We start from the raw sequence: 20,100 nt of genomic DNA, 5'->3' as shown, positions 1-20,100 counted from the left end.
CTGGGCGGACTCTTCGGATTACTCGACCGCCGAGGCATGCGCGGCAACGACCCGCCAGCCACGCGAGTCGTCGTGCGCCCAGGCGCGGGTATAGCGCATCCTGGCTGCGAATGGTGATCCATGAACGCTGCCCTCGACGAGGCCGAGGAACCAGGTGACCCCGGTCGTCCCTTCCACCAGTACCGTCAGCTGTTCTTCCTCGAGCTTGCTCATGGTCTGAGCCTTTGTGCGGTGCAGTTCGAGATCGTCGGCCTTCGTGAACGTGTCCGAGCCGAAAGTGAATATCAGCCGGTCATCGAGCAACTCGTCCAGCGCCTGGACATCCCCGGCCAGCTGCGCGGCCTGGAGTCGCCGCTCAGCCTCCCGCAAGTCATTCTCCATGGCACTCAGCGTGCCAGATGAGTGCCCTTCCGGCCCATATCCGATGGCGTCGCGATCGGTCATGCCAGATCTATGGCGCACAACCCTGCATGGTGGTCGAGCCGGATTCCGTGGCGGACAGGTAGCGGGCCAGTATTTCGCGGGTTTCTCGCAGACAGGTGATGCGGGAGTCGAGGGAGTCCAGTTCGGTGCGGAGCAGGGCGAGCATGTCGGGGTGGGGTTCGAGAGTGGGGGCGGGGCCGTGCGCGCAGGGCAGGATGTCGCGAATGGCCCGGGTGGGTAGGCCGGCGGCCAGGAGAGCGCGGATCTGGCGGACGGTATCGGGGGCGGTCGGACCGTACTCACGAAAGCCGCCGCCGGTTCGTTGTGCCGTGAGCAGCCCCTGCTCCTCGTAGTAGCGAAGTAGCCGATGGCTCACACCCGTGCGCTGCGCCAGTTCACCGATTCGCATCCCGACTCCGCCCGCTACGAGTTGACTCTCACATCGATGTGAGATTTTAGCGTGGGTCCATGACACAGCAGAACACGAGTGAATTCCTGGGGTCCGTCCGCGGAAACGGCCCAGGCGTCCTGCTCGCACACGGGGCGAGCAGCGATATCGAGGACAGTTTCGGCCCGATCGTGCCGTGGTTGGCCGCGGCGAATACGGTCGTGGCGGCGGATTACCCGGGGTCGGGGCGTACGCCGCGCGCGACAGCGCCGCTGACTCTCGACGGCCTGGCCGACGGCTTGGTGGACGCAGCGCTACGGGCCGGGCAGGAACAGTTCGCCGTGGCCGGATTCTCTACCGGGGCCGCGGTGGCAGTGCGGATCGCGACGCGACACCGGCACCGGGTGACCGGGCTGGCGTTGTCGGCGGGATTCGCTCATCCCAATGCGCGCCTGCGGTTGGTCGCCGCCACGTGGCGGCGATTGGCGGCTTCCGGAGATACCCCGACCTTGGCGGCGTATCTGACGTTGCTCGGCTGGAGTCCCGGGTGGCTCGATAACCGATCGGTCGGCGAGATCGGTGCCATGGTCGACGCGATCGGGCCGACGCTACCGGCCGGAGCCGACGATCAACTCGACCTGCTGACCCGAGTCGACGTTCGGTCGGAGTTGGCGGGTATCAGGGTTCCCACTGTAGTGATCGCCGGCGCGCACGATCTGGTCGTATCGGCTTCGCACGCTGCCGAACTCGCGACCGGAATCCCGAACGCCCGGCTCGTCGAACTCGATTCCGGACACGCGCTCGCCAGTGAGCGCCCCGCCGAATGGGCAGCAGTCATCAACGACTTCCTGGCAGCTCGGGCCCCCGCTGGTCATTCACGCACATGACACATGAGTGGCCTCACGGAAGCGCCGCGAAGGCCTTCTTGGTATTGCGATACCACCCCATCGCCTTCACGGGATGCTTCCAGCGTCCCTTCATTTCCTCATGGGCCGGTACATGGTCTTGATCGCCACTGCGTGCGGCTTCGCGTAGGTGCCGATCCTGCGCCTTGATGATCTCGTCCGCGGTGTCCGCGCTCAGCTCGAGATCGCACGGACCACCCAATTGCCGGCAGGTCATGGTCTTCACAGTGTTCTCCTCGTGTTCGTTCTCATCTGTCGCGCTCGGCAAGCCCCGGACCTCTCCCGGCTGGTGACGATCCGTTCCCTGTCGGACCTGGGACCGAGGTCGTAGTGGCTCCCGATTATCGGCACGGTTCGTGTCGATATAGGCATCTTGCGCCGCTTCGGCTCAGCTGTCAACGGCACGCACCGTGCCGGTAGGCTCGGCGTATGGCCGACCCGTCCACCGCACCACGACGCCGCGGCGCCGAACGCACCAGACAGCTGCTCACCGTCACCCTCGATCTGGCGGCGGAGGTCGGCTATCGGGGGCTGAGTGTCGAAGCCATCGCGGCGCGGGCCGGGGTGGGGAAACACACCATCTACCGGCGCTGGTCGTCCATCGCGGAATTGCTCCTCGACGCGCTCAGCGTCGTGTGGATCAACGATCTCGACTACCGCACGTCCGGGCCCGTCCGGGCGGATCTGCGAGAGCAGTTCGTGCGCTCCAGTCAGGCACTCTCGACCCCGCCTATCGGTCCCGTCTACCGGGCGGTCATCGCCGAAGCGCAGGCCGATCCCGCACTCAGGGCGACTCTGCACGAACGGTTCCTGGCCACGGTCGAACAGCGAACCCTCGATCGGATCACCCGAGCTCAGCGCGACGGCCAGCTGGTCGCCGACGCGAACCTGGAATATGCCGCCGAGGTGCTGTGTGGAACTCTCTACTACCGCTCGCTGCTCACGACCCGCCCCGTCGACGAGAACGCCATCGATGGGCTCCTCGACATGTTCATGGCCGCATACGGAGTCCGCGGACCGCACACCTGAGGCCGAGCAACGGATTTCAGGCGCGAAATTCCAGCGGAAAAGTAGCGGCTTCCTATCGCTGCCGTCTCCGGGACGAACCGCCTCGACCCCGCGAACGATCGATACTGCGGGTGGTCGATCGGGTGCGCAACACCGGGCCGACCTGTAAGAGATCGGTCAGAATGCGGCCTGGGAGCGACTTGTGTTGCGCCGCAGCGTATTCGACAATATCTGCCAACTGCTCGATGGCAAACCGCCGCCCGCACCCGGACGGCTCGCATCGGTTCATCGGAACGGGCCGGATTACGACCTGTTGAAATCCAGTTCAACACTCATTCTGAACTGATCTCTTACCCCGAGTGCCGAGAGCGGAGCTGTTGCACCTCGGCCCGTAATTCCGCGATCTCCCGATGCAGTGCCTGAATACACACCAGTGCGACCCCACTGGCATCCACCGCCGGGATCACCGTGTCTTTATCGCCCAGCCCGAAGGCGGTCTTCCAGTCCTGAGCCATCGGGCCCAGGTGGCGTACATGCTCGGGTTCCCACTCGTACCGCCACGTACTGATGGGGAGCTCGGCGACCGTGGCGAGAATGTCATAGCCGTTCACCGGCTCGGCGGTCGGCGACCGGACGGCAGTCGGCTTCCTCGCCAACTGCCGAAGCCGACCGAACAAGCTCAGCGTTCCCACCGAACGGGGGTGATGTCCCGCTTGATATCACGATCGCTGACGATGCTGGCAGCGGCGGCGCCGGCACCCGCCACGGCGTTGGCGGCCAGCAGGGAAATGAATGTCACGGCGAGGGATACTTTTCGCATGGTCGTACCTTTCGATACCGGAAAGATTCCGGTATCGAGTGACACCGGCACTGTTCCGGAGAATCTTTCGATCTCACCCGGCAAGCCGCCGGATGAGATCCGAGGATACCGCCGACGGCCGATTCGTTCCTGCTGAAAAGAATCACGTGAATCGAGACAGCCTCGTGTCAGAGTCCGGGGCGACCTCACGCAGGGGCGCCGAGCGGTGGGTGCTCGAGCACGCGGGGCTTGTACTCGACCAACTGGATGCGGCCGTCGAAGGTGCGGTGCTCGATCATCTCGAGGGCGACGTCGGGATAACCGTCGTAGATGCGTTCCGCGCCCGTGGCCCCGGTGATCACCGGGAACATCACGACCCGGAAGCGGTCGACGAGTCCGGCTCGGAGCAGGGACCGGCTCAGGCCGAGGCTGCCGATCGTGCTGAGCAGCCCCGAGCCACTCGACTTCATGGCGCGGACCGCCTCTACGGCGTCGTCGCGGACGAGCGTGGAGTTGGCCCACTTCAGTGGCTCCTCGAGTGAAGAGGAGAACACCACCTTGGACGCTTGCGTGAGCTCATCGACGGACGCCTCTTCTTCGGGCCTGAACTCGTCTTGACCGTCCGGGACCTCGCCGGCGGCGAAGCCCGACATCAGGCGGTAGGTGTTCGCTCCCATCAGGTACGTGACCTCGGGCTGCTCGCCGAGCCACGCGAGGTACTCCGGGCCCTCGAGGCCCCAGAACCCGGGCCATCCCTCGCCCGACGCGTAGCCGTCGAGAGAGGTGATGAAGTCGACGAGAAGCTCCGACATGGCGGTGTCCTTTCCTACGGTGTCACGAGCTATGACCGGCCGGGAGCCACAAACTAATCGGTCTCAGTCGCGTTTCGCCTCGTAGCGCAGCAGGACCGTGCCGCAGGGGAAGGTGCGGTTCTCCAACAGTCGCAGCGAGATCCAGGACGGCAGTGCCGGGAAGAACGGGGTGCCGCCGCCCACGGCGGTGGGCGCGACCACCAGCCGGTACTCGTCCACCAGCCCGGCCTGCACGATCGGTGCGGCCAGCGTCGCGCCGGCCACCTCCAGCCTGCCGTCGGTTTCGGCTTTCAGTTTCCGCACCACCTCGACCGGGTCGCCGCGTTCCAGGCGGGAGTTCCAGTCGACCGACTCCAGAGTGCGTGAGAACACGACCTTGGGCATATCGCGCCAGACACGGGCGTAGTCGACGATCATGGGGGTGGCGTCCGGGGCCTTGTCGGCGGTCGGCCAGTACGCGGACATCAGTTCGTAGAGCCGCCGCCCGTAGAACGCCAGGGCGGTCTCCCGCTCGAAGTCGTTCCAGTACTGGTGCAGTTCTTCGCTCGGATCGGACCAGTCGATGTTGCCTTGCGCGTCGGCGATGTACCCGTCCACCGACACGTTGAAGCCATATATGAGTTTGCCCATGGAGATCAGACGGCACAGGAGGGCAGGACTCATCGCGACGCCACACGAGATATCGTCGAATCCTTGTGGCAAGGAGCGCGCCACTGGTCGATGACCCACCGGGAAGAGAGCCGCCGACCGGCCGGTTACAGGCTGTATGCCGAAACCCTTCACCGAAGCCGAACGCCATGAATTCCTCGCGGGCAAGCACATTGCGGTGCTGTCGGTCGCGGCGGCCGATGGACGGCCGCCTGCCTCGGTCCCGATCTGGTATGACTACGTCCCGGGCGGTGATATCAGGATCAATACCGGTGCGAACCGGCGCAAGGCCAGGCTCATCTCGGAGGCCGGCGTGGTGACCTTGGTCGTCCAGCGCGAAGAGCTGCCATATCAGTACGTCATCGTCGAGGGCACCGTCGTCGAGGCCGAGTCCCCGTCCCCTCGTGCGGCGCGGGAAACCATCGCCGTCCGCTACCTCGGTCCCGAAGGTGGGCGCGAGTTCGCCGATCAGATGGACGGCGCCCAATCCGTCCTGTTCACCATCCGCCCCGACCGCTGGATCAGCCAGGACTACTCGAGCGACTTCTGACCAGGACTGTCAGCTCACGCCGCAGGATATCGAAAATCCAGGCGAGGCGGTATCGATCGCAGTACGCCCGGTTGCACCGACACCGTCTCTACCCCATGCCTCACCTACCGGTTCGCCGCGAGCGCGGTGGCGATTACCTCCGCGCTGTCGGCGTGCAGAGCCTGGGCCGCGGACTTACCCGTCGCCGCGAGGTAGGCGTCGACCAGCCTGTTGCCGGCGGAATACCCCGCTCCCGTCGGCAAACCGACCGGGGTCACGCCCAGGTGCTCGGCGATGGTGTCGCCGTGCACCCAGGCCGTGAAGTTCTGCATCCCGGTGGTATCCAGTCCGGACACCACCTTCGCGAACGACTCGTCGTCGTGCAGGGTCGGCACGCCGAGGCGGGCGTAGCCGAGGTCGTCACCGTAGAGTTCGCGAGCGAAAGCGTCGGCCAGACCCTCGCCCACCACATGCTCACCGACGGTGACCGTCATCGGATCCCACACCACACCGCCGGGGCTGTAGCGCAGGTTGTGGTGGAGTTCGTGCACCACGGTGCACTCCAGACGCTCCAGGTTCTCGGGGTAGGGCCACAAGGTGATCGTGATGTAGCCGGAGATACCACCGAAGCCGGTGACGCCAAGGCTCGGGCCCATGAAGTTGGTATCGCCCGGGTCGCCCAGCACGAGAAGTACGGTGATGTCCGGCGCTCGGAAACCCGTTGTCGCGGCGAGTAATACGGCTGCCGCGTCGTCGACCGCCCGCTGCATGCGCTTCCAGGCATCAGCCGCCGCGAGCGTTTCGAGGGCGTCGAGACAACGCTGTCCGTCGCGGTCGAGCGGGAACCCGGCCGACTGCCGGTGGAACGCCACCAGGTCGACCTCTCCCGGGAAGTACCGGTACATCCCGGTCGTCGGTTCGAGCATCGCCCGCAGCATGCCTTCCCGATCGGCCACCGGTGCCTGCAGGATCTGCTTCATGGTCGAGTAGGAGTCGAGAACAGTGATCGTCACGGGCCCGAAGGTAAACCCTGACGTAGCGTGAGGGGCAATCCAACTCCACATCCGGCCAGGTCAGAGGACATACTGCGGCCGCCCGAGTCCGACCGTCCAGAACCGCCGAGCCGCGGGACCAGCCCGAAAGTGGGAATTTACTGCCAGCTATTCCTGGTTTAGGATGAAAAAAGGAATAAAGGCTGCGTAGTCCTGGTTCGGAGGAGCTATGGCCGATATCGACTGGCCCCCGCACAAGCGGCGCGTGGTTCCATGGCGCCAGCAGTTCAGGGGTGGTACCCGCGAGGACCGGACGATGCAGGAGGTCGAGGTCAGCCTCCCGCCGTTCATTGCCGATTCGGATATTCGAATGCCCTCGCATCTACTCGCCGACATGGAGGCAGCATTACGCGAGGTCACCACGCTCGACGCGGAGCACCCGGCCGAGCTCGGTGCCCTGGGGACGCTGTTGTTGCGCACCGAGTGTGTCGCATCCTCCCGAATCGAGGAGATCGACGCTGCGGTCGACGACTATGCCCGCGCTCTGCACGGAGTGAAGGCCAATCCCTCGGCTACCTCGATGGTCGCAGCGACGACCGCCACCGATGTACTTCTGGCCAAGGTCACCCGCACCAAGAGAATCGTTGTGGACGACTTGACGGCCGCCCACCGCGAACTGATGCGAGGCGACCCGACCGACGGCGATTACGCCGGCCGCGTACGCGATATGCAGAACTGGATCGGCGGCAGCAAGTACTCACCCCGCGACGCCCTGTACGTTCCCCCGCCACCGGAAACCGTCGACGAGTATCTGCAAGACCTCATCGGATACGCCAACCGCGAGGACATCCCGGCGCTGGCCCAGGCCGCGATCACACACGCCCAGTTCGAATCCATCCACCCGTTCACCGACGGCAACGGCCGCATCGGTCGAGCACTCATCAACGCTGTCCTCCGGCGGCGGTCCATGACGACCGACGTGGTCGTTCCACTGGCATCGGCCCTGGTGGCCCACCGGGACCGCTACTTCGACGATCTGTCCGCCTACCGAAACGGCAACCCGGAACCGCTCATGAACTCGTTCACCGCGGGATCGCGAATCGCAGCTGCCGAATCCCGCCGGACTGCAGGTCATCTCGCCGCAATCCCCGGGCAGTGGCGAGAGCTGACAGGTCCGGTGCGCAGCCACAGCGCCGCCGCCAAGATCATGGCGTCGCTGCTCACCACGCCCGTCATCACCGCAGAAGACGTCTCCGACCGGCTTCGGCTGAGCACGAGCAGGGCTTATGCAGCCATCGAACGCCTACACGACAGCGGAGTGATCCGGCCTCTGACGACCCGGAAGAGAGACCAGGTGTGGGGCGCCGGCCTGGTCCTCGACGAACTGGACGCACTCGGGGCCCGCATCAAGAAGGCGGCGACCTGAGCCGTCTGCCTGTCTGCCCTGGCGAGCCGCTGACCGCCACGGTGTCAGCTGACAGGTTCCGCCCCGACACTCCGGACCCATGAAGCACGGCCCAGACGGTGACGACGATCTTCTTCCCGGCGATTACCGTGGCACCGGGGCGGGCCGCATCCACGAGATCTTGCAGGCCGGGGCCCCAGACGAGGTCGAGCAAGATATCGGCGCCGTTCCCGCCGGTGTGGTGGCGGACGGCTTCGGCAATATCGGCATGGTCGGTGGCGACGACCGCGGCGGCGCCGGCGGTGAGCAAATCGTCCTCCTTCGCGGCGTGCCGTGTGACAGCGATGGGCACGGCGCCGATCTGATTCGCGATCTGCACAGCGGCCCGGCCGACACTGCCGGACGCGGCGGTGATGAGAACGTGATCGCCGGGACGCGTAGTCGCCTTCTCCACGAGCGCGCCGTAGGCCGTGGAGCACGCGACCCAGATCGCTGCCGACTCCACGACTCCGAGCCCGGCAGGCCGGGCGAGGACTCGGCTCGCGGGAACCGTGGTGTACTCGGCGTAGCTACCCCTGACACTCGCGTCCGGTACGGCCGTGAGGATGACCGGATCGCCTGGCGCCACCCCGGCGACCTCTGGGGCCCCTCATGCAGAACGTTGCCGAACCCGCCTTCCTCACCGACTGTCCCACGCGGCCGGCGGTCGAGATCATCTCCGACAAATGGACTGTGCTCGTACTCTTCGGGCTCAGCCGGCGAGAGACAACGGCGAGGCCATCCTCGACTTCCAGGAGGCCGCCGGAGCCGCTACTTCGGCCACGCCACGCAGGTGATGAAGCCGGCCATCGAGCCACTCGGAGCAGGTGTTGCTCGGCGGAGGTGAGCGGGGGTTTCGCCGGGAAGTTCGGCGCGGAACGCTCGGGTGGCATATTCCGTTGCGCGCACGCTCGTGGCTCGACACACTGGACCGCGCGCTCGAACGCTCAGGTCCGGCGCCACCGATTCGGCCCCATGAGGACACCGACCATGCCGGCCTCCGCAGCGAGCGAGAGCATCGACGAAAACACTCCCGGTACGCTACGGCTCCTCCGGTCGAACCGGCCCCTCAGCGCGCTGTTCACCGCACGGATCGTGTCCTACGCCGGCGACTCGCTGAGCCTGGTCGCGCTCATGCTGCATGTCGCGGACACCACCGGCCAAGGACTCGCCGTCGCCCTGCTGCTGCTGGTCGGCGACTTCGTGCCGTCGCTACTGAGCCCGATCGCGGGCGCCATCAGCGACCGCTTCGACCGGCGCCGCGTGATGATCACCTGCGAACTCGTCCAAGGCGTGCTGGTCCTGCTCATCGCCCTGTCGCTGCCGCCGCTGCCGTTGCTGCTCCTGCTGGTCGCCGCCCGATCCGTCGCGGCGAACATCTTCATGCCCGCCTCCCGCTCATCGGTCCCCGCCCTGGTCACCGACAAGGAGCTGCCGACAGCGAACTCGGTGATCGGGTTCGGCGCCAACGCCGCCGAAGCCTTCGGTCCGCTGCTCGCGGCCGCGATGCTGCCGCTCATCGGTATCCGCGGCGTGCTACTCGTCGACGCCGCATCGTTCCTGGTTTCCGCCGCTGTCCTGCTCGCGACTCCGGCACTGCCGCCGGCACGAGCCACCGGCACTCCGGAACCTCTGCTCACACAGGCGAAGACCGGGCTCGTATACATCGTGCGCACCCCTGCCGTCCGTGTCATCTGCCTCGGCTTCTGCGCGGTCGTAGCCTGCAACGGTGTCGATGATGTCGCCGTGGTCCTGCTGGCGAAAGAGACTCTGCACGCGGGTGATTCAGCGGCCGGGCTGCTGCTCGGCGCCGTCGGTATCGGCCTGCTGCTCGGCTACGCGCTGCTCGGGCGCATCGGGCGCAGGTGGTCGCTGACCACACTGCTGGTCGGCGGCTTCTTCGTCAGCAGCGCGGGAAATCTACTCACCGGCCTCGCCTGGTCGGTGGCCGCGGCCTTCTCCGTGCAGGCCGTGCGCGGCATCGGCATCGCGGCAATGGACGTCGCGTCGAGCACACTGCTGCAACGCATCGTGCCCGGCGGTCTGCTCGGACGAGTTTTCGGAAACCTGTACGGCGCCATCGGTATCGCCGCCGCGATCTCCTATGTCGGCGGTGGACTCCTGTTGGACGCCACTACCGCACCGATCACGCTCATCGCGGCGGGCAGCTGCGGCATCGTGGTCACGGCCGTGACCGCCCTGACACTGCGCCACAGCAGCACCGCGCATACGAGCTGACCGAGGAGCACCAGTGCCACGAGGCCGCCGTTACGGCTGTGCATCACCAAGGCTCCGACCCGGTCAACGATCCGAATCCGACCATCTGCGTACGGCGTCATCCACGGGACCGCGTTGTGAGGGAAGCTCTGCTTGACCGGCACCAGATCGGCATGATCATCCAACGCCGTGATCGTGACCCCCACGAACCCGGCTTCATCCCCCTCGGATGCCGCCGAAGAACCACACTCCGGACAGAACCGGCGGCAGATCCGCGGGAAGGTCTCGAACCAGGTCGGCTCCCCACCTGGGCCGGTCCAAGCGAACCCTTCACTCTTCGGCCGCGGCCCGCCACAGCTTGCTGCGCAGATCACGGCCGCGGATGACCTGAATCCGCCATGGCGACAACCGCAGGATGCGCAACTCGGGGTCGTCGATACCCTGCCAGAAGTTCCGGAGCGGATAGCCGGCGCCCTTCGGGCTGGTCTGCTCGTACAGGTTCCAGACGTGTTGCCTGGTCACGAGGTCGTCGAACGACACCCCCTCGGCCATCACATCAGCGTGCACCTGATTCTGCTTCCGGGTCCAGTACGCGAAGGTCGCGTGCGGGTTGGCGGCCAAGTGCGCCTCCTTGACCGGCGTCGGGAAGGTGGCCAGCCAGCCGACGGGGTTCCCGTCGACGATCTCCCACACCGGAATCAGGACCCTGGAGCGCGGGCGGCCCTTACCGTCGACGGTGACCATGGTGGCGTAGACGATATCGCCGATGTAGGCCTCGAACTCATCGCGAATTTCTTGAAAATACACAACCCGAGTGGTCATTTCGATTACTCCCTTCAGACCCGCGTGAGTTGGGTCGACGCGGAATGCGTTGCCGATTCAGTGGCGACGGTTCGACGCAGACCGAATGCGGCGACCAGCGCGGCGAAGGCTGCGGCGACCACCGGCACGATCAACGCTGTTCGTAACGCTTCGATTTCGGACCGGCCCGCCGCGACGGCCGCGACCTCGACCGCCGTCACCGCCGAGATACCGAGCGCGAATCCGAACTGGAACGCGGTGTAGAGCAGGCCGCTCGCCAGCCCCTGATCCTTCTCCGCGATGCCGTCGGTGCCGGCGATGGTGAGCGGACCGTAGACGAGAGCGAAAGCAACGCCGATCAGCACCATGGCCGGGAGCATGGCCACGTAGGCTCGGTCGATATCGGTCGGCAGGAACAAGACGTAGGCGGTCACAGCGAGCGCGACACCGCCGAAAACGACGCGCGAATTGCCGAATCGGTCTACCAGGCGTGGCGTCAACACCGGTGCGAGCACTGCGTCGACGCCGATCACCGCCATGGCCAGACCGGTTTGTACCGTCGACCAGCCACGCAGTTCCTGGAAGTACAGCGTGGCCAGGAACTGGAAGCCCGCGAAGGAGCCGACGAACAGCAACGCGACCACATTGGTGCGCACGAGGGCTCCCGAACGCAGGATGCCGAGCCGAACCAGCGGGTGCGGGGTGCGACGCTCGTTGACCACGAAGAGTGCGAGCAACAGCAGCCCCGCCGCGAACACCGCGACGGTCAGAACCGGTCCGTCACCGAGATGTTCCAACCGGACCACACCGTAGACGAGCAAGAGCATCGCGCCGGTGACGCTGAACGCACCGAGTAGATCGAACCCGCCCCGAATCCGTTCCGGCACCGCACCATCGCGCACCAGCGGGATCGCCGCCGCCAAGATCAGCGCGGACAGCACGACCGGAGCGAAGAACACCCAGCGCCAGCCGAGCGCGGTGAGCAGCCCACCCACGACCATGCCGAGCGAGAAGCCGCCCGCCGCAATACCCGCGTAGACCAGTAGCGCCTTGTTCCGCGCCGGTCCCACGGCGAAATTGGTAGTGATCAGCGACAGGCCGGCAGGAGCCATGAACGCAGCGGCCATTCCGGTGACGAAGCGTGCCGTCAACAGCATCCAGCCCTCTGTGGCGAAGCCGCCGAGTCCGGAGAACAGGAGGAACACGGTCAACCAGAGCAGGAACATGCGTCGCCGTCCGAGCAGATCGGCCGCGCGGCCGCCGAGCAACATGAACCCGCCGTAACCGAGGACGTAGGCAGAGACGACCCCGCTCAGCACTCCGGTGGACAGGCCGAGATCGGCCCGGATCGACGGCAACGCCACATTGAGCATCGCCACGTCGATGCCCTCCAGGAAGATCGCGCCGCACAGCACCGCGAGTACTGCCCAGGCACGGCCGGACATCTCGGTGAAGACCTCGGCGGGTCTCGAATACAACATCGAACGACTCCCAACAGAAACGGTTACTAATAGTGAGGTCAGTTCCCCCTTGATACCGGCCATGAGTCTCCGGCAGAATCGGTCACCATGGAAGACGGCACTTCGAAGTCACCCGGTTACTGCGGGGATACCGAGGAGGACTACGACGTTCTCCAGTGGGACACCCGCGTCGACTGCGAGGTCAGGCAAATCCTCGACCGCATCGCCGACAAATGGTCACTGCTGGTGATCGCCCTGCTCGACCAGCGCAGCCTGCGTTTCACCGAACTGAAGCGCAAGATCGACGGTGTCAGCCAGCGCATGCTCACCCGCACGCTGCGACACCTGGAACGCGACGGACTCGTCGAGCGAACGGTCTACCCGACCGTCCCGCCCCGGGTGGACTACGCCCTGACCCCGATGGGCGTCAGCCTGCACGCCACTATCAAGGCGCTGGTCGTCTGGACCGAGGGCCACCAGAACGCAATCGCCGCCGCCCGCGAAGCCTACGATCGCCGCAGCGCCGAGGAGGAAGCCCTGCAAACCGCGTGACCGGCCTCGACATCCAGTTCATCGGCTGACGGGCCGCGGGAGCAGACGGGGCGCGCGCCGGGGCCGGCGAGCTACGTCACCGCGAACTCGCGCCGCAACGCACCGCCGCGGCGTTCATCGTCGGTATCCAGGGCGGGGTCCAGGTCCTGCGTTCGACAGGGTCGACCGACCACCTCGAAGCAGTTATCGACCTCTTGATCGACCATCTGCGTACTGGATGAACACCGCCGACCCGATCATCTTCCGGATTCGCGCCAGGCTCACGAGTGCCGATTCTCCCCGCTTTCACACGCCCTTCAGAACACGCTCGAGTGCCGCCCGGCCCGCAGGGCCCCAGTGCGGCTTACCGCCGGGCAGACCCCGATCTCCGTTCTGCCCCATGAGTATCAGGAAGAGGCTCTTCATTGCGGCCAACCCACGGGCCCGCCGTATCGCCGCCTCGTCTGCCTGCGCGTACTTGTCGAAGAAACGTGGGGCCCTGCCCGCGGGCAGCAGCACCCAGGCGCCGGCGAGGTCCCACGCCGGGTCGCCGACGCACAGGTCACCGAAGTCGACTATGCCCGAGAGCGTTCCGTTCGAAACGACGACGTTCGCGGGATGGAGGTCGCCGTGCACCCACACCGGTGGGCCCTCCCACCCGGGGGCCGCGACGGCGTCGTCCCACACGGCCCGGATGTCGGCAGCATCGTCAGGAGCGACCGCCTGGAAGAAGTGCTCGAAGCCCGCCGCGCAGTCCCTGGGATGGGATCCGCGGTCCGTAGCGATCGGCGCCTCGGCAGGTGCCGCCACATGAAGCGCCCGAAGGAAGCCCGCCAGCGCATCGGCCGCGTGGGCGCCCCGGCTGATCGCGCCGTGGTCCAGCGGCTCGCCGGAAACCCACGTCATCACGGTCCAGTGCTTGGGGAAGCGCTCGGACGGCTCGCCGAATCGCACCGGGGTCGGAACCGGGAGCGGCAGGCGCGGGGCCAGCACGGGTAGCCACCGCCGCTCCTTCAGCTGGAACTCCGGAGTGGGGTCCATACGCTGCATGCGTACGGCCAACTCGTCCCCGAGACGCCACATCTGGTTCCCCCAGCCACCCGGCACTTCGCGGATGGCCAGCCCTGCAAGGTCGGGATGCTGCTCCCGCAGCAGGCCGCGGACCAGGTCTGCGGTGATCTCGATCCCTTTGTCGGTCATGCGAAGTCACTGTACCGAGGCTGCATGCGGCCGCCATCACCGAAGAACGGCGCTAGAGTATGCGGAACAGCCACCGTCGGCCCTCGTCTACGTGCAAGGCGATTCGCTTACGCCCGTTGCCACGGCGTGATGACATGAGGCGTCCGCGCGACGGCTTGCAGCACATCGGCGAGGGGCAGGACGATGGACACAACCACGATCGTTGCGCTGATAGTGGCGCTCGGAGGATGGGCGCTGGCCGGGGTGACAGCGTGGCTGAACTACAGGACGAAAGTGGACGAAACGTTCTTCCACGCCCTGGATTGGCTATCGGGCGGTTCCCAGAAACGCAACCTCGGCATCGCCGTCGTCGAAAGCACATGGCAGCGGCGGCGTTTTCGGCGGATCAGCACACCACTGCTGTGCAACTCAGCGGTGTACTTGCTTCTCCGCACGGAGTCTCGCGACTCACCGAACGAGCTCAACAACCTGCGCCGCATCATGCATTTGCTGACGGCGCCGAAGAAGATACCGCGCGAGCATCAATTCCACTACGAGACCCTGCTGACTGCGCTGGACGAGAGACCCGGAGCCCAGCAGAACGACAGGGGCCTCACCATCATCCCCGCCACCGAATTGGCCTCCTGGAAGGAGGCACTTGCGACCTTCCTTCCTCAGCGCCCGCAACTCGACCAGCGGGATCACGAGCGCAGGAGCGAAATCGACTAGCCGATCTCGGCAGAATCTTGCCTGTCCGGGCACCGTGCGGGACAGCGCGGATAGTTTGTCCCGCAGGGGAAGTCCTCAGTTCATCGGCGGCATCCACGGGACCGCGTTGTGCGCGAAGCTCTGCTTGACCGGCACCAGATCGGCATGATCATCCAACGCCGTGATCGTGACCCCCACCAACCCGGATTCATCCCCCTTGGACGCCACCGAAGAACCCTCACGGCGGTCGGGACTTCACTCGTTTCCCCCGAGCTCGTCGAGTACCGTCCGCAGCCATCGCGAGATCGCGACTCCGTCGCGGCGCGGGTCGTAACTTGCACTGTGCAGCCATATCTCGGCGATCCGGTCCTCGCTCGCCCCGGAGCCGAGCAGAACCCGAATTTCGGCGCTGACAGCCTCGACACGTTCGGGCGATTCAGCAATCCGGAACTTCCGGACGACACCGAGCGGTGAATCAGCTTCGAGGTCGAAGTCCTGGTGGAAGTAGGCACCCGCGAGGTAGTCGAGCGCCGGCCCGCCCACCGCCTGCTGCCCCGCCATCAACGCACGGGGCCGCCGGCCGGCTTCCGCTTCGCCCACCCTGCGGCGGTAACCGTCACGATCCCGTCTACTGAAGCCACTCATCACTTTCCCTCGGAAATGCTGCCGTATCGGATGTCTCGACAAGTCGCCCGCACCGGAGCCCCTCGTCCAAGTCTGCACGATCGTGCGGGAGCGGGGATTGGCGCCGGAGGCTATTCGTCCGGCTCCTGGCGAGCACGCGGGAAGGCAGCGAGAAGTCCTTCGATACCGAGCAGGAACGTCTCACAGATCGGGTCCGGGTCGGTCAGGCAACCGGCCGCCATCGCACCGTCGCGCAACATCACGAAATGCCGGGCGGCGGGTTCCGGGTCGGTTGCGTCGATATCGGCGAGGATCTCGGTGATCGTGGCCGCGAACCACTTCCGGTGCGCGAGCACGGTTTTGTGGACCGGATGGTCGGGGTCGGGGTATTCGGCCACCGCGTTGAGGAACGCGCACCCTCGGAATCCGGGGCCGCGGATGCTGTCGGCGAGGGCTTGCCCGACCGCTCGAACGACGTCGACGGCAGAAGAGTTCTCACTGCGTGCGACGGCGACCTGCGCGCGGATCGCCTCGTCGGCCTGTGTCAGGTAGGCGACGACGAGATCGTCCTTGCCGGGGAAATGGCGGTACAGGGTCGCCCGCGTCACCCCGGCGGCGGCGATGATGCGGTCGATGCCCACCGCCCGGAGCCCTTCCGAATAGAAGAGCCCACTCGCCGTGCCGAGTAGTCGCGCCCGCGCCTCCGACATCCGGCTTCCTCCGATCCTTCAGACCTTCCGATTCGAGGCTAGCAGATAGAACGATCGGTCTTGACAAGCCGAGCGTCGCCTATAACACTCCAGATATACCGATCGTTCTATCTCCCCCGGGTGCCTCCACCGTCTCGATCATCGAAAGCGAGAACTGATGTCCAGTTCAATCGACACCGGCGTGGCCGGCACTGTCGCAGCAACCGCAGGCGGCACCAAAGAGCTGCGGAATCTGTACTTCGCCCGCTTCGGATTCGCCGTCGTCTGGGCGGGCCTGATGCTGCCGACCGCTTCGGCACTCACCCCCGTCAGCATTGCCCTGTTGCTGATCTACCCACTGTTCGACGTGGCCGCGGCCGTGGTCGACTTCCGCACCTCGGGTACCGCGCGTCAGAGGGTGCTGCTGTACATCAATATGGCGTTGAGCCTGCTCACCGCCCTCGGCTTGGCCGTCGCCGTCACCTCCGGAATCCCCGGTGTCCTGCGCGTGTGGGGCCTCTGGGCGATCACCGCGGGCATCGTGCAGCTGATCGTCGCGATCTCGCGCTACCGGCTCGGCGGCCAGTGGGCGATGATCCTCAGCGGCGGGATCTCCGCTGTGGCCGGCACCAGCTTCATCCTGCAGGCCGGCGGAGCGAATGCGTCACTCACCAGCGTCGGCGGATACGCGGTGCTGGGCGGCGTCTTCTTCCTGATCTCGGCGATACGTCTGCACCGCCGTGCGGTCGAGGTGCACTGAGATGGCCGACACTCACCACAAACCCCACCACAACAAGGAGAAAATCACCATGTCCGATTCCGTCTACACCGCCATCGCCACCTCGACCGGAGACGGCCGCGCCGGAGGACGCGCGGCCAGCGACGACGGCCTGCTCGATGTCACCCTCGCCATCCCGCGCGACATGGGCGGGCCGGGTGGCGCGACGAACCCCGAGCAACTCTTCGCCGCCGGCTGGGCGTCCTGCTTCCACTCGGCGTTGAAGGCTGTCGCCGCCGCCCAGAAAGTCACCATCACCGATTCGGCCGTTGTCGCCGAGATCGGCGTACATCCCACCGAGCAGGGCGGTTTCGGCCTCTCCGCCGCACTGCACGTGGAACTCGGCGGCATCGATCAGGCCGGCGCCGACTCATTGGTCGCGGCCGCCCACGCGGTATGCCCCTACTCCAACGCCACCCGCGGCAATATCCCCGTCACGGTCGACGCCACCGTCGCCTGAACCGTCCCTGATGAACCCACCCCACCGGTGCTGACTCTCGACCGCCCGGGCCAGGACTGTCGACCTGGCCCGGCAGCACCTTCGACGCACCCTGCCCGCGGACACCCATGTCCGGCCCCGCATGGTCGAAAACCCGCCGCAGCGAACCGCGCTCCTCCAGCAGGCGCACGCCGACGGCCGGCTGGACCTCGGCGAATTGGATGAGCGACTCGCCGCCGTGTACTCCAGCAGAACCAGACCGGAGCTGGAGGCGGTGACCGCCGACCTGTCGCCCGTCGCCCACGGTAGTACGGACAACCGCCTGGTCCTGCGGTCGAAAGGCAGCAAACTGGTACGGCACGGCACCTGGCTGGTGCCACCACAGATCGTCGTGCACTCCGAACACGGCAGAGTGACACTCGATTTCAGCACTGCCGTGCTGTGGTCCCGGGAAATCCTGATCGAGGTGGACTCCAAACACGGCGGCGTCGAGTTCGTCGTACCCCAGGGCTGGTTCATCGACCTCGACGATACGGTCAGCGAGTGGGGCCGCATAAAGAACGAAGCCGTCCCGCCGGTAGCCGGAATGCCCCGGATTCGGATCAGCGGCCGCATCGAACACGCTGGAATCACTGTTCGTCACCCCCGCCGCCGGCGCTGGTGGTGGCCGTTCCACTGAGCGGGCAAACTGCGGGAACATCAACGCGTGCAACGATGTTCCGCCGATCCACCGCCGTCCGATCTGGAATACTGAAGCGCGGCGAGTCTCGTCCGCGCACCGATGAGCTCGTGACATCAACCGAGCTGCGCTAAACGAGGGAGGGGCGAGAACTGCTGCGGCCTCGTCGTTTACATCCCCGGCCACCACAGACGCCCAACTCTTTCCGCGAGCGGGTAACTGCCGGCTCGCCACGTAGTCGAACCGAACCGCTGTGTCCCTCCCACGGCGACTGACCGAAAGGCAGGTCCCAGATTGACCACGACCTCCGAGCATTCCGCATTCTCGACCGGGCAGGAGACCCGCGAGATCGACGCAGTCGTCGTCGGAGCCGGATTCGCCGGTCTCTACATGCTGCACAGGTTGCGCGAACTCGGACTCTCGGTGCAGGTGTATGAAGCGGGTGGCGGACTCGGCGGCACGTGGTACTGGAACCGCTATCCGGGCGCACGCGTCGATGTGAAGAGCATGTACTACAACTACTCCTTCGACCCGGAACTCGAGCAGGAGTGGGAGTGGACGGAGAAGTTGCCGCCGCAGCCGGAATTGCTCCGCTACATCAACCACGTCGCGGATCGTTTCGATCTGCGTAAGGACGTGCAGTTGCGGACCCGGGTCACCGCCGCGGTCTACGACGAGTCCGCCGCGCGGTGGCGGATCACCACCGATCAGGGCGAGGTCGTCTCGGCGCGGTTCGCGATCATGGCGACGGGCTGCCTGTCGGCGCCGAAGATGGTGGAGGTTCCGGGCATCGAGACGTTCCGGGGCCGCAGCTTCCACACCGGCAACTGGCCCGAACAGGAGGTGGACTTCACCGGCCGGCGGGTCGCGGTGATCGGCACGGGTTCGTCCGGGGTGCAGGTCATTCCGCTCGTCGCCGAGACGGCCGAGCAGCTCACCGTATTCCAGCGGACCGCGAACTATGTTCTTCCCGCCGGCAACCACGCGATCGATCCCGAATTCCAGCGCGGCATCAAGTCGCGCTATCGCGATGTGCGCAAGGCCAACCGGGAATCGTCGTTCGGCATCGCGCGGCCCGAAGCCACCAAGGGCGCGCTCGAGGTGAGCGAAGACGAGCGAAATGCTTTCTACCGCGCGGTATGGGAGGACAAGGACAGCGAACTGGTCAGCATGCTGACCGGATTCACCGACACCCTCGTCGACGAAGCCGCCAACGAGACCGCCGCCCAGTTCATCCGCGACCGCATCGCCGAGATCGTGACGGATCCGGCTGTCGCCCGGCTACTTCAGCCCTCCGGCTTGTTCGGGGTCAAGCGCCCGGTCCTGGGTACGGACTATTACAAAACCTTCAATCGCCCCAATGTCCGCCTCGTGGACGTCTCCGCGACCCCGCTCACCGAGGTCACCGACTCCGGACTCGAGACGACACAGGAGCGTTTCGAGTTCGACGACATCATCTACGCCACCGGATACGACGCGATGACCGGTGCGCTGGACGCGGTCGACATCCGCGGCCGGGGTGGTGTGTCGCTGCGGGAGAAGTGGGCCGACGGGCCGGTGACCTACCTCGGTCTCGCCGTGGCGGGCTTTCCGAACCTCTTCGCGATCACGGGACCGGGTAGCCCGGCGGTCCTGTCGAACATGATGGTGTCCATCGAGCAGCACGTCGACTGGGTGGCGGACGCGATCGATGTGATGCGGTCCAAGGGCGTCACGACCATCGAGGCCGAGGGCGCCGCGGAGCAGGAATGGACGCGGCACGTCGGCGAAGCCGGGGATATGACGCTCTATCCGAAGGTGGACTCCTGGTACGTGGGATCGAATGTGCCCGGCAAGCCGAGGGTGATGTATGCCTACATCGGCGGAGTCGGGGCATATCGCGAAAAATGCGACCAGGTCGCCGCGGACGGCTACGACGGTTTCACTCTGACGCGGTAACGGAGCCGGTGGTGGCGGATACCGTCGCTGGTCTGGACGCCGTCCACCAGCCCCGTGCCGCCGGGTTTGCTGTCCAGCGACACGATCTCGCGGCCGATGGCGGCGACCT

Annotated in this window: 27 protein-coding genes; 11 read left to right on the top strand and 16 right to left on the bottom strand. The window is 66.1% G+C overall.

Annotated features, from left to right (window positions below):
- Positions 1-18: 18 nt before the first annotated feature.
- Positions 19-444 carry a nuclear transport factor 2 family protein gene (locus AB0F41_RS15095; protein ID WP_357423989.1) on the bottom strand — a complete coding sequence of 142 codons (426 nt, stop codon included), beginning with the start codon at positions 442-444 and terminating at the stop codon, positions 19-21.
- Between the two features lie 7 nt (positions 445-451).
- Positions 452-832, bottom strand: a complete 381-nt coding sequence (locus AB0F41_RS15090; protein ID WP_357423987.1) for a MerR family transcriptional regulator — start codon at positions 830-832, stop codon at positions 452-454.
- A 59-nt stretch (positions 833-891) separates the two neighbouring features.
- On the opposite strand from AB0F41_RS15090, the gene AB0F41_RS15085 reads away from it, so the two are divergent.
- On the top strand, positions 892-1,698 hold the full coding sequence (locus AB0F41_RS15085; RefSeq protein ID WP_357423985.1) for an alpha/beta hydrolase: 807 nt from the start codon (positions 892-894) through the stop codon (positions 1,696-1,698).
- A gap of 13 nt (positions 1,699-1,711) precedes the next feature.
- Here AB0F41_RS15085 and AB0F41_RS15080 read toward each other — a convergent pair whose 3' ends face one another.
- The gene (locus AB0F41_RS15080; RefSeq protein WP_357424154.1) at positions 1,712-1,933 is read right to left on the bottom strand and encodes a hypothetical protein; all 222 of its coding nucleotides are present in this window, start codon (positions 1,931-1,933) and stop codon (positions 1,712-1,714) included.
- A 212-nt stretch (positions 1,934-2,145) separates the two neighbouring features.
- Here AB0F41_RS15080 and AB0F41_RS15075 point away from each other — a divergent pair, with 212 nt between their 5' ends.
- Positions 2,146-2,745: a TetR/AcrR family transcriptional regulator gene (locus AB0F41_RS15075; protein WP_357423983.1), complete on the top strand. Its 600-nt coding sequence runs from the start codon at positions 2,146-2,148 to the stop codon at positions 2,743-2,745.
- 329 nt (positions 2,746-3,074) lie between these two features.
- On the opposite strand, the gene AB0F41_RS15070 is transcribed toward AB0F41_RS15075, so the two are convergent.
- The 4 genes from AB0F41_RS15070 to AB0F41_RS15055 all read right to left on the bottom strand — a co-directional run bounded on the left by AB0F41_RS15070 (position 3,075) and on the right by AB0F41_RS15055 (position 4,965).
- Positions 3,075-3,380, bottom strand: a complete 306-nt coding sequence (locus AB0F41_RS15070) for a tail fiber domain-containing protein (protein ID WP_357423982.1) — start codon at positions 3,378-3,380, stop codon at positions 3,075-3,077.
- A gap of 23 nt (positions 3,381-3,403) precedes the next feature.
- The gene (locus AB0F41_RS15065; protein ID WP_357423981.1) at positions 3,404-3,544 is read right to left on the bottom strand and encodes a hypothetical protein; all 141 of its coding nucleotides are present in this window, start codon (positions 3,542-3,544) and stop codon (positions 3,404-3,406) included.
- Between the two features lie 185 nt (positions 3,545-3,729).
- Entirely contained in the window at positions 3,730-4,335 is a 606-nt protein-coding gene (locus AB0F41_RS15060) for a dihydrofolate reductase family protein (protein WP_357423980.1), read from the bottom strand.
- Between the two features lie 63 nt (positions 4,336-4,398).
- Positions 4,399-4,965: a dihydrofolate reductase family protein gene (locus AB0F41_RS15055; protein ID WP_357424152.1), complete on the bottom strand. Its 567-nt coding sequence runs from the start codon at positions 4,963-4,965 to the stop codon at positions 4,399-4,401.
- Positions 4,966-5,101: 136 nt separating this feature from the next.
- On the opposite strand from AB0F41_RS15055, the gene AB0F41_RS15050 reads away from it, so the two are divergent.
- Entirely contained in the window at positions 5,102-5,533 is a 432-nt protein-coding gene (locus AB0F41_RS15050; RefSeq protein WP_357423979.1) for a pyridoxamine 5'-phosphate oxidase family protein, read from the top strand.
- 104 nt (positions 5,534-5,637) lie between these two features.
- Here AB0F41_RS15050 and AB0F41_RS15045 read toward each other — a convergent pair whose 3' ends face one another.
- Positions 5,638-6,525, bottom strand: coding sequence for a DUF2268 domain-containing putative Zn-dependent protease (locus tag AB0F41_RS15045; RefSeq protein ID WP_357423978.1), 888 nt, complete (start codon positions 6,523-6,525; stop codon positions 5,638-5,640).
- Between the two features lie 208 nt (positions 6,526-6,733).
- On the opposite strand from AB0F41_RS15045, the gene AB0F41_RS15040 reads away from it, so the two are divergent.
- Complete coding sequence (locus tag AB0F41_RS15040; protein WP_357423976.1) at positions 6,734-7,930, top strand: Fic family protein; 1,197 nt, start codon at positions 6,734-6,736, stop codon at positions 7,928-7,930.
- Here AB0F41_RS15040 and AB0F41_RS15035 read toward each other — a convergent pair.
- Positions 7,911-8,537: a zinc-binding dehydrogenase gene (locus AB0F41_RS15035; protein ID WP_357423974.1), complete on the bottom strand. Its 627-nt coding sequence runs from the start codon at positions 8,535-8,537 to the stop codon at positions 7,911-7,913. The genes AB0F41_RS15040 and AB0F41_RS15035 overlap by 20 nt on opposite strands.
- Positions 8,538-8,938: 401 nt before the next feature.
- Between AB0F41_RS15035 and AB0F41_RS15030 the strand changes: the two genes are divergently transcribed.
- Entirely contained in the window at positions 8,939-10,186 is a 1,248-nt protein-coding gene (locus AB0F41_RS15030) for an MFS transporter (RefSeq protein ID WP_357423972.1), read from the top strand.
- 309 nt (positions 10,187-10,495) lie between these two features.
- Here AB0F41_RS15030 and AB0F41_RS15025 read toward each other — a convergent pair whose 3' ends face one another.
- A complete protein-coding gene (locus AB0F41_RS15025; protein ID WP_357423970.1) occupies positions 10,496-10,987 on the bottom strand; it encodes a pyridoxamine 5'-phosphate oxidase family protein in 492 nt (163 codons plus the stop codon).
- A 14-nt stretch (positions 10,988-11,001) separates the two neighbouring features.
- On the bottom strand, positions 11,002-12,510 hold the full coding sequence (locus AB0F41_RS15020; protein ID WP_357423968.1) for an MFS transporter: 1,509 nt from the start codon (positions 12,508-12,510) through the stop codon (positions 11,002-11,004).
- Between the two features lie 24 nt (positions 12,511-12,534).
- Between AB0F41_RS15020 and AB0F41_RS15015 the strand changes: the two genes are divergently transcribed.
- Positions 12,535-12,978: a helix-turn-helix domain-containing protein gene (locus tag AB0F41_RS15015; RefSeq protein ID WP_357423966.1), complete on the top strand. Its 444-nt coding sequence runs from the start codon at positions 12,535-12,537 to the stop codon at positions 12,976-12,978.
- A 71-nt stretch (positions 12,979-13,049) separates the two neighbouring features.
- Here the strand turns inward: AB0F41_RS15015 and AB0F41_RS15010 are convergent, their stop codons facing one another.
- Both AB0F41_RS15010 and AB0F41_RS15005 read right to left on the bottom strand, forming a co-directional pair.
- Complete coding sequence (locus AB0F41_RS15010) at positions 13,050-13,184, bottom strand: hypothetical protein (RefSeq protein ID WP_357423964.1); 135 nt, start codon at positions 13,182-13,184, stop codon at positions 13,050-13,052.
- 79 nt (positions 13,185-13,263) lie between these two features.
- Positions 13,264-14,157, bottom strand: coding sequence for an aminoglycoside phosphotransferase family protein (locus AB0F41_RS15005; RefSeq protein ID WP_357423962.1), 894 nt, complete (start codon positions 14,155-14,157; stop codon positions 13,264-13,266).
- 183 nt (positions 14,158-14,340) lie between these two features.
- Between AB0F41_RS15005 and AB0F41_RS15000 the strand changes: the two genes are divergently transcribed.
- A complete protein-coding gene (locus AB0F41_RS15000) occupies positions 14,341-14,865 on the top strand; it encodes a hypothetical protein (RefSeq protein WP_357423960.1) in 525 nt (174 codons plus the stop codon).
- 75 nt (positions 14,866-14,940) lie between these two features.
- On the opposite strand, the gene AB0F41_RS14995 is transcribed toward AB0F41_RS15000, so the two are convergent.
- From AB0F41_RS14995 to AB0F41_RS14985, 3 genes are all read right to left on the bottom strand, one after another.
- Positions 14,941-15,072: a hypothetical protein gene (locus tag AB0F41_RS14995; RefSeq protein ID WP_357423958.1), complete on the bottom strand. Its 132-nt coding sequence runs from the start codon at positions 15,070-15,072 to the stop codon at positions 14,941-14,943.
- A 27-nt stretch (positions 15,073-15,099) separates the two neighbouring features.
- Positions 15,100-15,489, bottom strand: coding sequence for a contact-dependent growth inhibition system immunity protein (locus AB0F41_RS14990; protein WP_357423956.1), 390 nt, complete (start codon positions 15,487-15,489; stop codon positions 15,100-15,102).
- 110 nt (positions 15,490-15,599) lie between these two features.
- Positions 15,600-16,178 carry a TetR/AcrR family transcriptional regulator gene (locus AB0F41_RS14985; protein WP_357423954.1) on the bottom strand — a complete coding sequence of 193 codons (579 nt, stop codon included), beginning with the start codon at positions 16,176-16,178 and terminating at the stop codon, positions 15,600-15,602.
- A gap of 157 nt (positions 16,179-16,335) precedes the next feature.
- On the opposite strand from AB0F41_RS14985, the gene AB0F41_RS14980 reads away from it, so the two are divergent.
- From AB0F41_RS14980 to AB0F41_RS14965, 4 genes are all read left to right on the top strand, one after another.
- Entirely contained in the window at positions 16,336-16,917 is a 582-nt protein-coding gene (locus tag AB0F41_RS14980) for a hypothetical protein (RefSeq protein ID WP_357423952.1), read from the top strand.
- 1 nt (position 16,918) lies between these two features.
- Positions 16,919-17,395, top strand: coding sequence for an organic hydroperoxide resistance protein (locus AB0F41_RS14975; protein WP_357423950.1), 477 nt, complete (start codon positions 16,919-16,921; stop codon positions 17,393-17,395).
- A 121-nt stretch (positions 17,396-17,516) separates the two neighbouring features.
- The gene (locus tag AB0F41_RS14970; RefSeq protein WP_357423948.1) at positions 17,517-18,053 is read left to right on the top strand and encodes a DUF1707 domain-containing protein; all 537 of its coding nucleotides are present in this window, start codon (positions 17,517-17,519) and stop codon (positions 18,051-18,053) included.
- Positions 18,054-18,347: 294 nt separating this feature from the next.
- On the top strand, positions 18,348-19,991 hold the full coding sequence (locus tag AB0F41_RS14965) for an NAD(P)/FAD-dependent oxidoreductase (RefSeq protein WP_357423946.1): 1,644 nt from the start codon (positions 18,348-18,350) through the stop codon (positions 19,989-19,991).
- Positions 19,992-20,100: the final 109 nt, after the last annotated feature.

Origin of the sequence: Nocardia sp. NPDC024068 (genome assembly GCF_040638875.1) — a bacterium.
In the GTDB taxonomy this organism is placed as follows: Bacteria; Actinomycetota; Actinomycetes; order Mycobacteriales; family Mycobacteriaceae; genus Nocardia.
Note: the sequence above shows the minus strand (reverse complement) of the source record. Positions and strands in the feature narration are given on the sequence as shown.

Bases quoted from the DNA above. Each gene is read 5' to 3' on its own strand.
- AB0F41_RS15025 (WP_357423970.1), bottom strand. From the start codon at position 10,987: ATGACCACTCGGGTTGTGTATTTTCAAGAAATTCGCGATGAGTTCGAG.
- AB0F41_RS15005 (WP_357423962.1), bottom strand. From the start codon at position 14,157: ATGACCGACAAAGGGATCGAGATCACCGCAGACCTGGTCCGCGGCCTG.
- AB0F41_RS15055 (WP_357424152.1), bottom strand. From the start codon at position 4,965: ATGGGCAAACTCATATATGGCTTCAACGTGTCGGTGGACGGGTACATC.
- AB0F41_RS14975 (WP_357423950.1), top strand. From the start codon at position 16,919: ATGGCCGACACTCACCACAAACCCCACCACAACAAGGAGAAAATCACC.
- AB0F41_RS14980 (WP_357423952.1), top strand. From the start codon at position 16,336: ATGTCCAGTTCAATCGACACCGGCGTGGCCGGCACTGTCGCAGCAACC.
- AB0F41_RS14985 (WP_357423954.1), bottom strand. From the start codon at position 16,178: ATGTCGGAGGCGCGGGCGCGACTACTCGGCACGGCGAGTGGGCTCTTC.
- AB0F41_RS15095 (WP_357423989.1), bottom strand. From the start codon at position 444: ATGACCGATCGCGACGCCATCGGATATGGGCCGGAAGGGCACTCATCT.
- AB0F41_RS15065 (WP_357423981.1), bottom strand. From the start codon at position 3,544: ATGCGAAAAGTATCCCTCGCCGTGACATTCATTTCCCTGCTGGCCGCC.
- AB0F41_RS15015 (WP_357423966.1), top strand. From the start codon at position 12,535: ATGGAAGACGGCACTTCGAAGTCACCCGGTTACTGCGGGGATACCGAG.
- AB0F41_RS15030 (WP_357423972.1), top strand. From the start codon at position 8,939: ATGCCGGCCTCCGCAGCGAGCGAGAGCATCGACGAAAACACTCCCGGT.
- AB0F41_RS15020 (WP_357423968.1), bottom strand. From the start codon at position 12,510: ATGGCCGGTATCAAGGGGGAACTGACCTCACTATTAGTAACCGTTTCT.
- AB0F41_RS15010 (WP_357423964.1), bottom strand. From the start codon at position 13,184: ATGGTCGATCAAGAGGTCGATAACTGCTTCGAGGTGGTCGGTCGACCC.
- AB0F41_RS15090 (WP_357423987.1), bottom strand. From the start codon at position 832: ATGCGAATCGGTGAACTGGCGCAGCGCACGGGTGTGAGCCATCGGCTA.
- AB0F41_RS15060 (WP_357423980.1), bottom strand. From the start codon at position 4,335: ATGTCGGAGCTTCTCGTCGACTTCATCACCTCTCTCGACGGCTACGCG.
- AB0F41_RS14990 (WP_357423956.1), bottom strand. From the start codon at position 15,489: ATGAGTGGCTTCAGTAGACGGGATCGTGACGGTTACCGCCGCAGGGTG.
- AB0F41_RS15085 (WP_357423985.1), top strand. From the start codon at position 892: ATGACACAGCAGAACACGAGTGAATTCCTGGGGTCCGTCCGCGGAAAC.
- AB0F41_RS15075 (WP_357423983.1), top strand. From the start codon at position 2,146: ATGGCCGACCCGTCCACCGCACCACGACGCCGCGGCGCCGAACGCACC.
- AB0F41_RS15040 (WP_357423976.1), top strand. From the start codon at position 6,734: ATGGCCGATATCGACTGGCCCCCGCACAAGCGGCGCGTGGTTCCATGG.
- AB0F41_RS14970 (WP_357423948.1), top strand. From the start codon at position 17,517: ATGGTCGAAAACCCGCCGCAGCGAACCGCGCTCCTCCAGCAGGCGCAC.
- AB0F41_RS15000 (WP_357423960.1), top strand. From the start codon at position 14,341: ATGGACACAACCACGATCGTTGCGCTGATAGTGGCGCTCGGAGGATGG.
- AB0F41_RS15080 (WP_357424154.1), bottom strand. From the start codon at position 1,933: ATGACCTGCCGGCAATTGGGTGGTCCGTGCGATCTCGAGCTGAGCGCG.
- AB0F41_RS15050 (WP_357423979.1), top strand. From the start codon at position 5,102: ATGCCGAAACCCTTCACCGAAGCCGAACGCCATGAATTCCTCGCGGGC.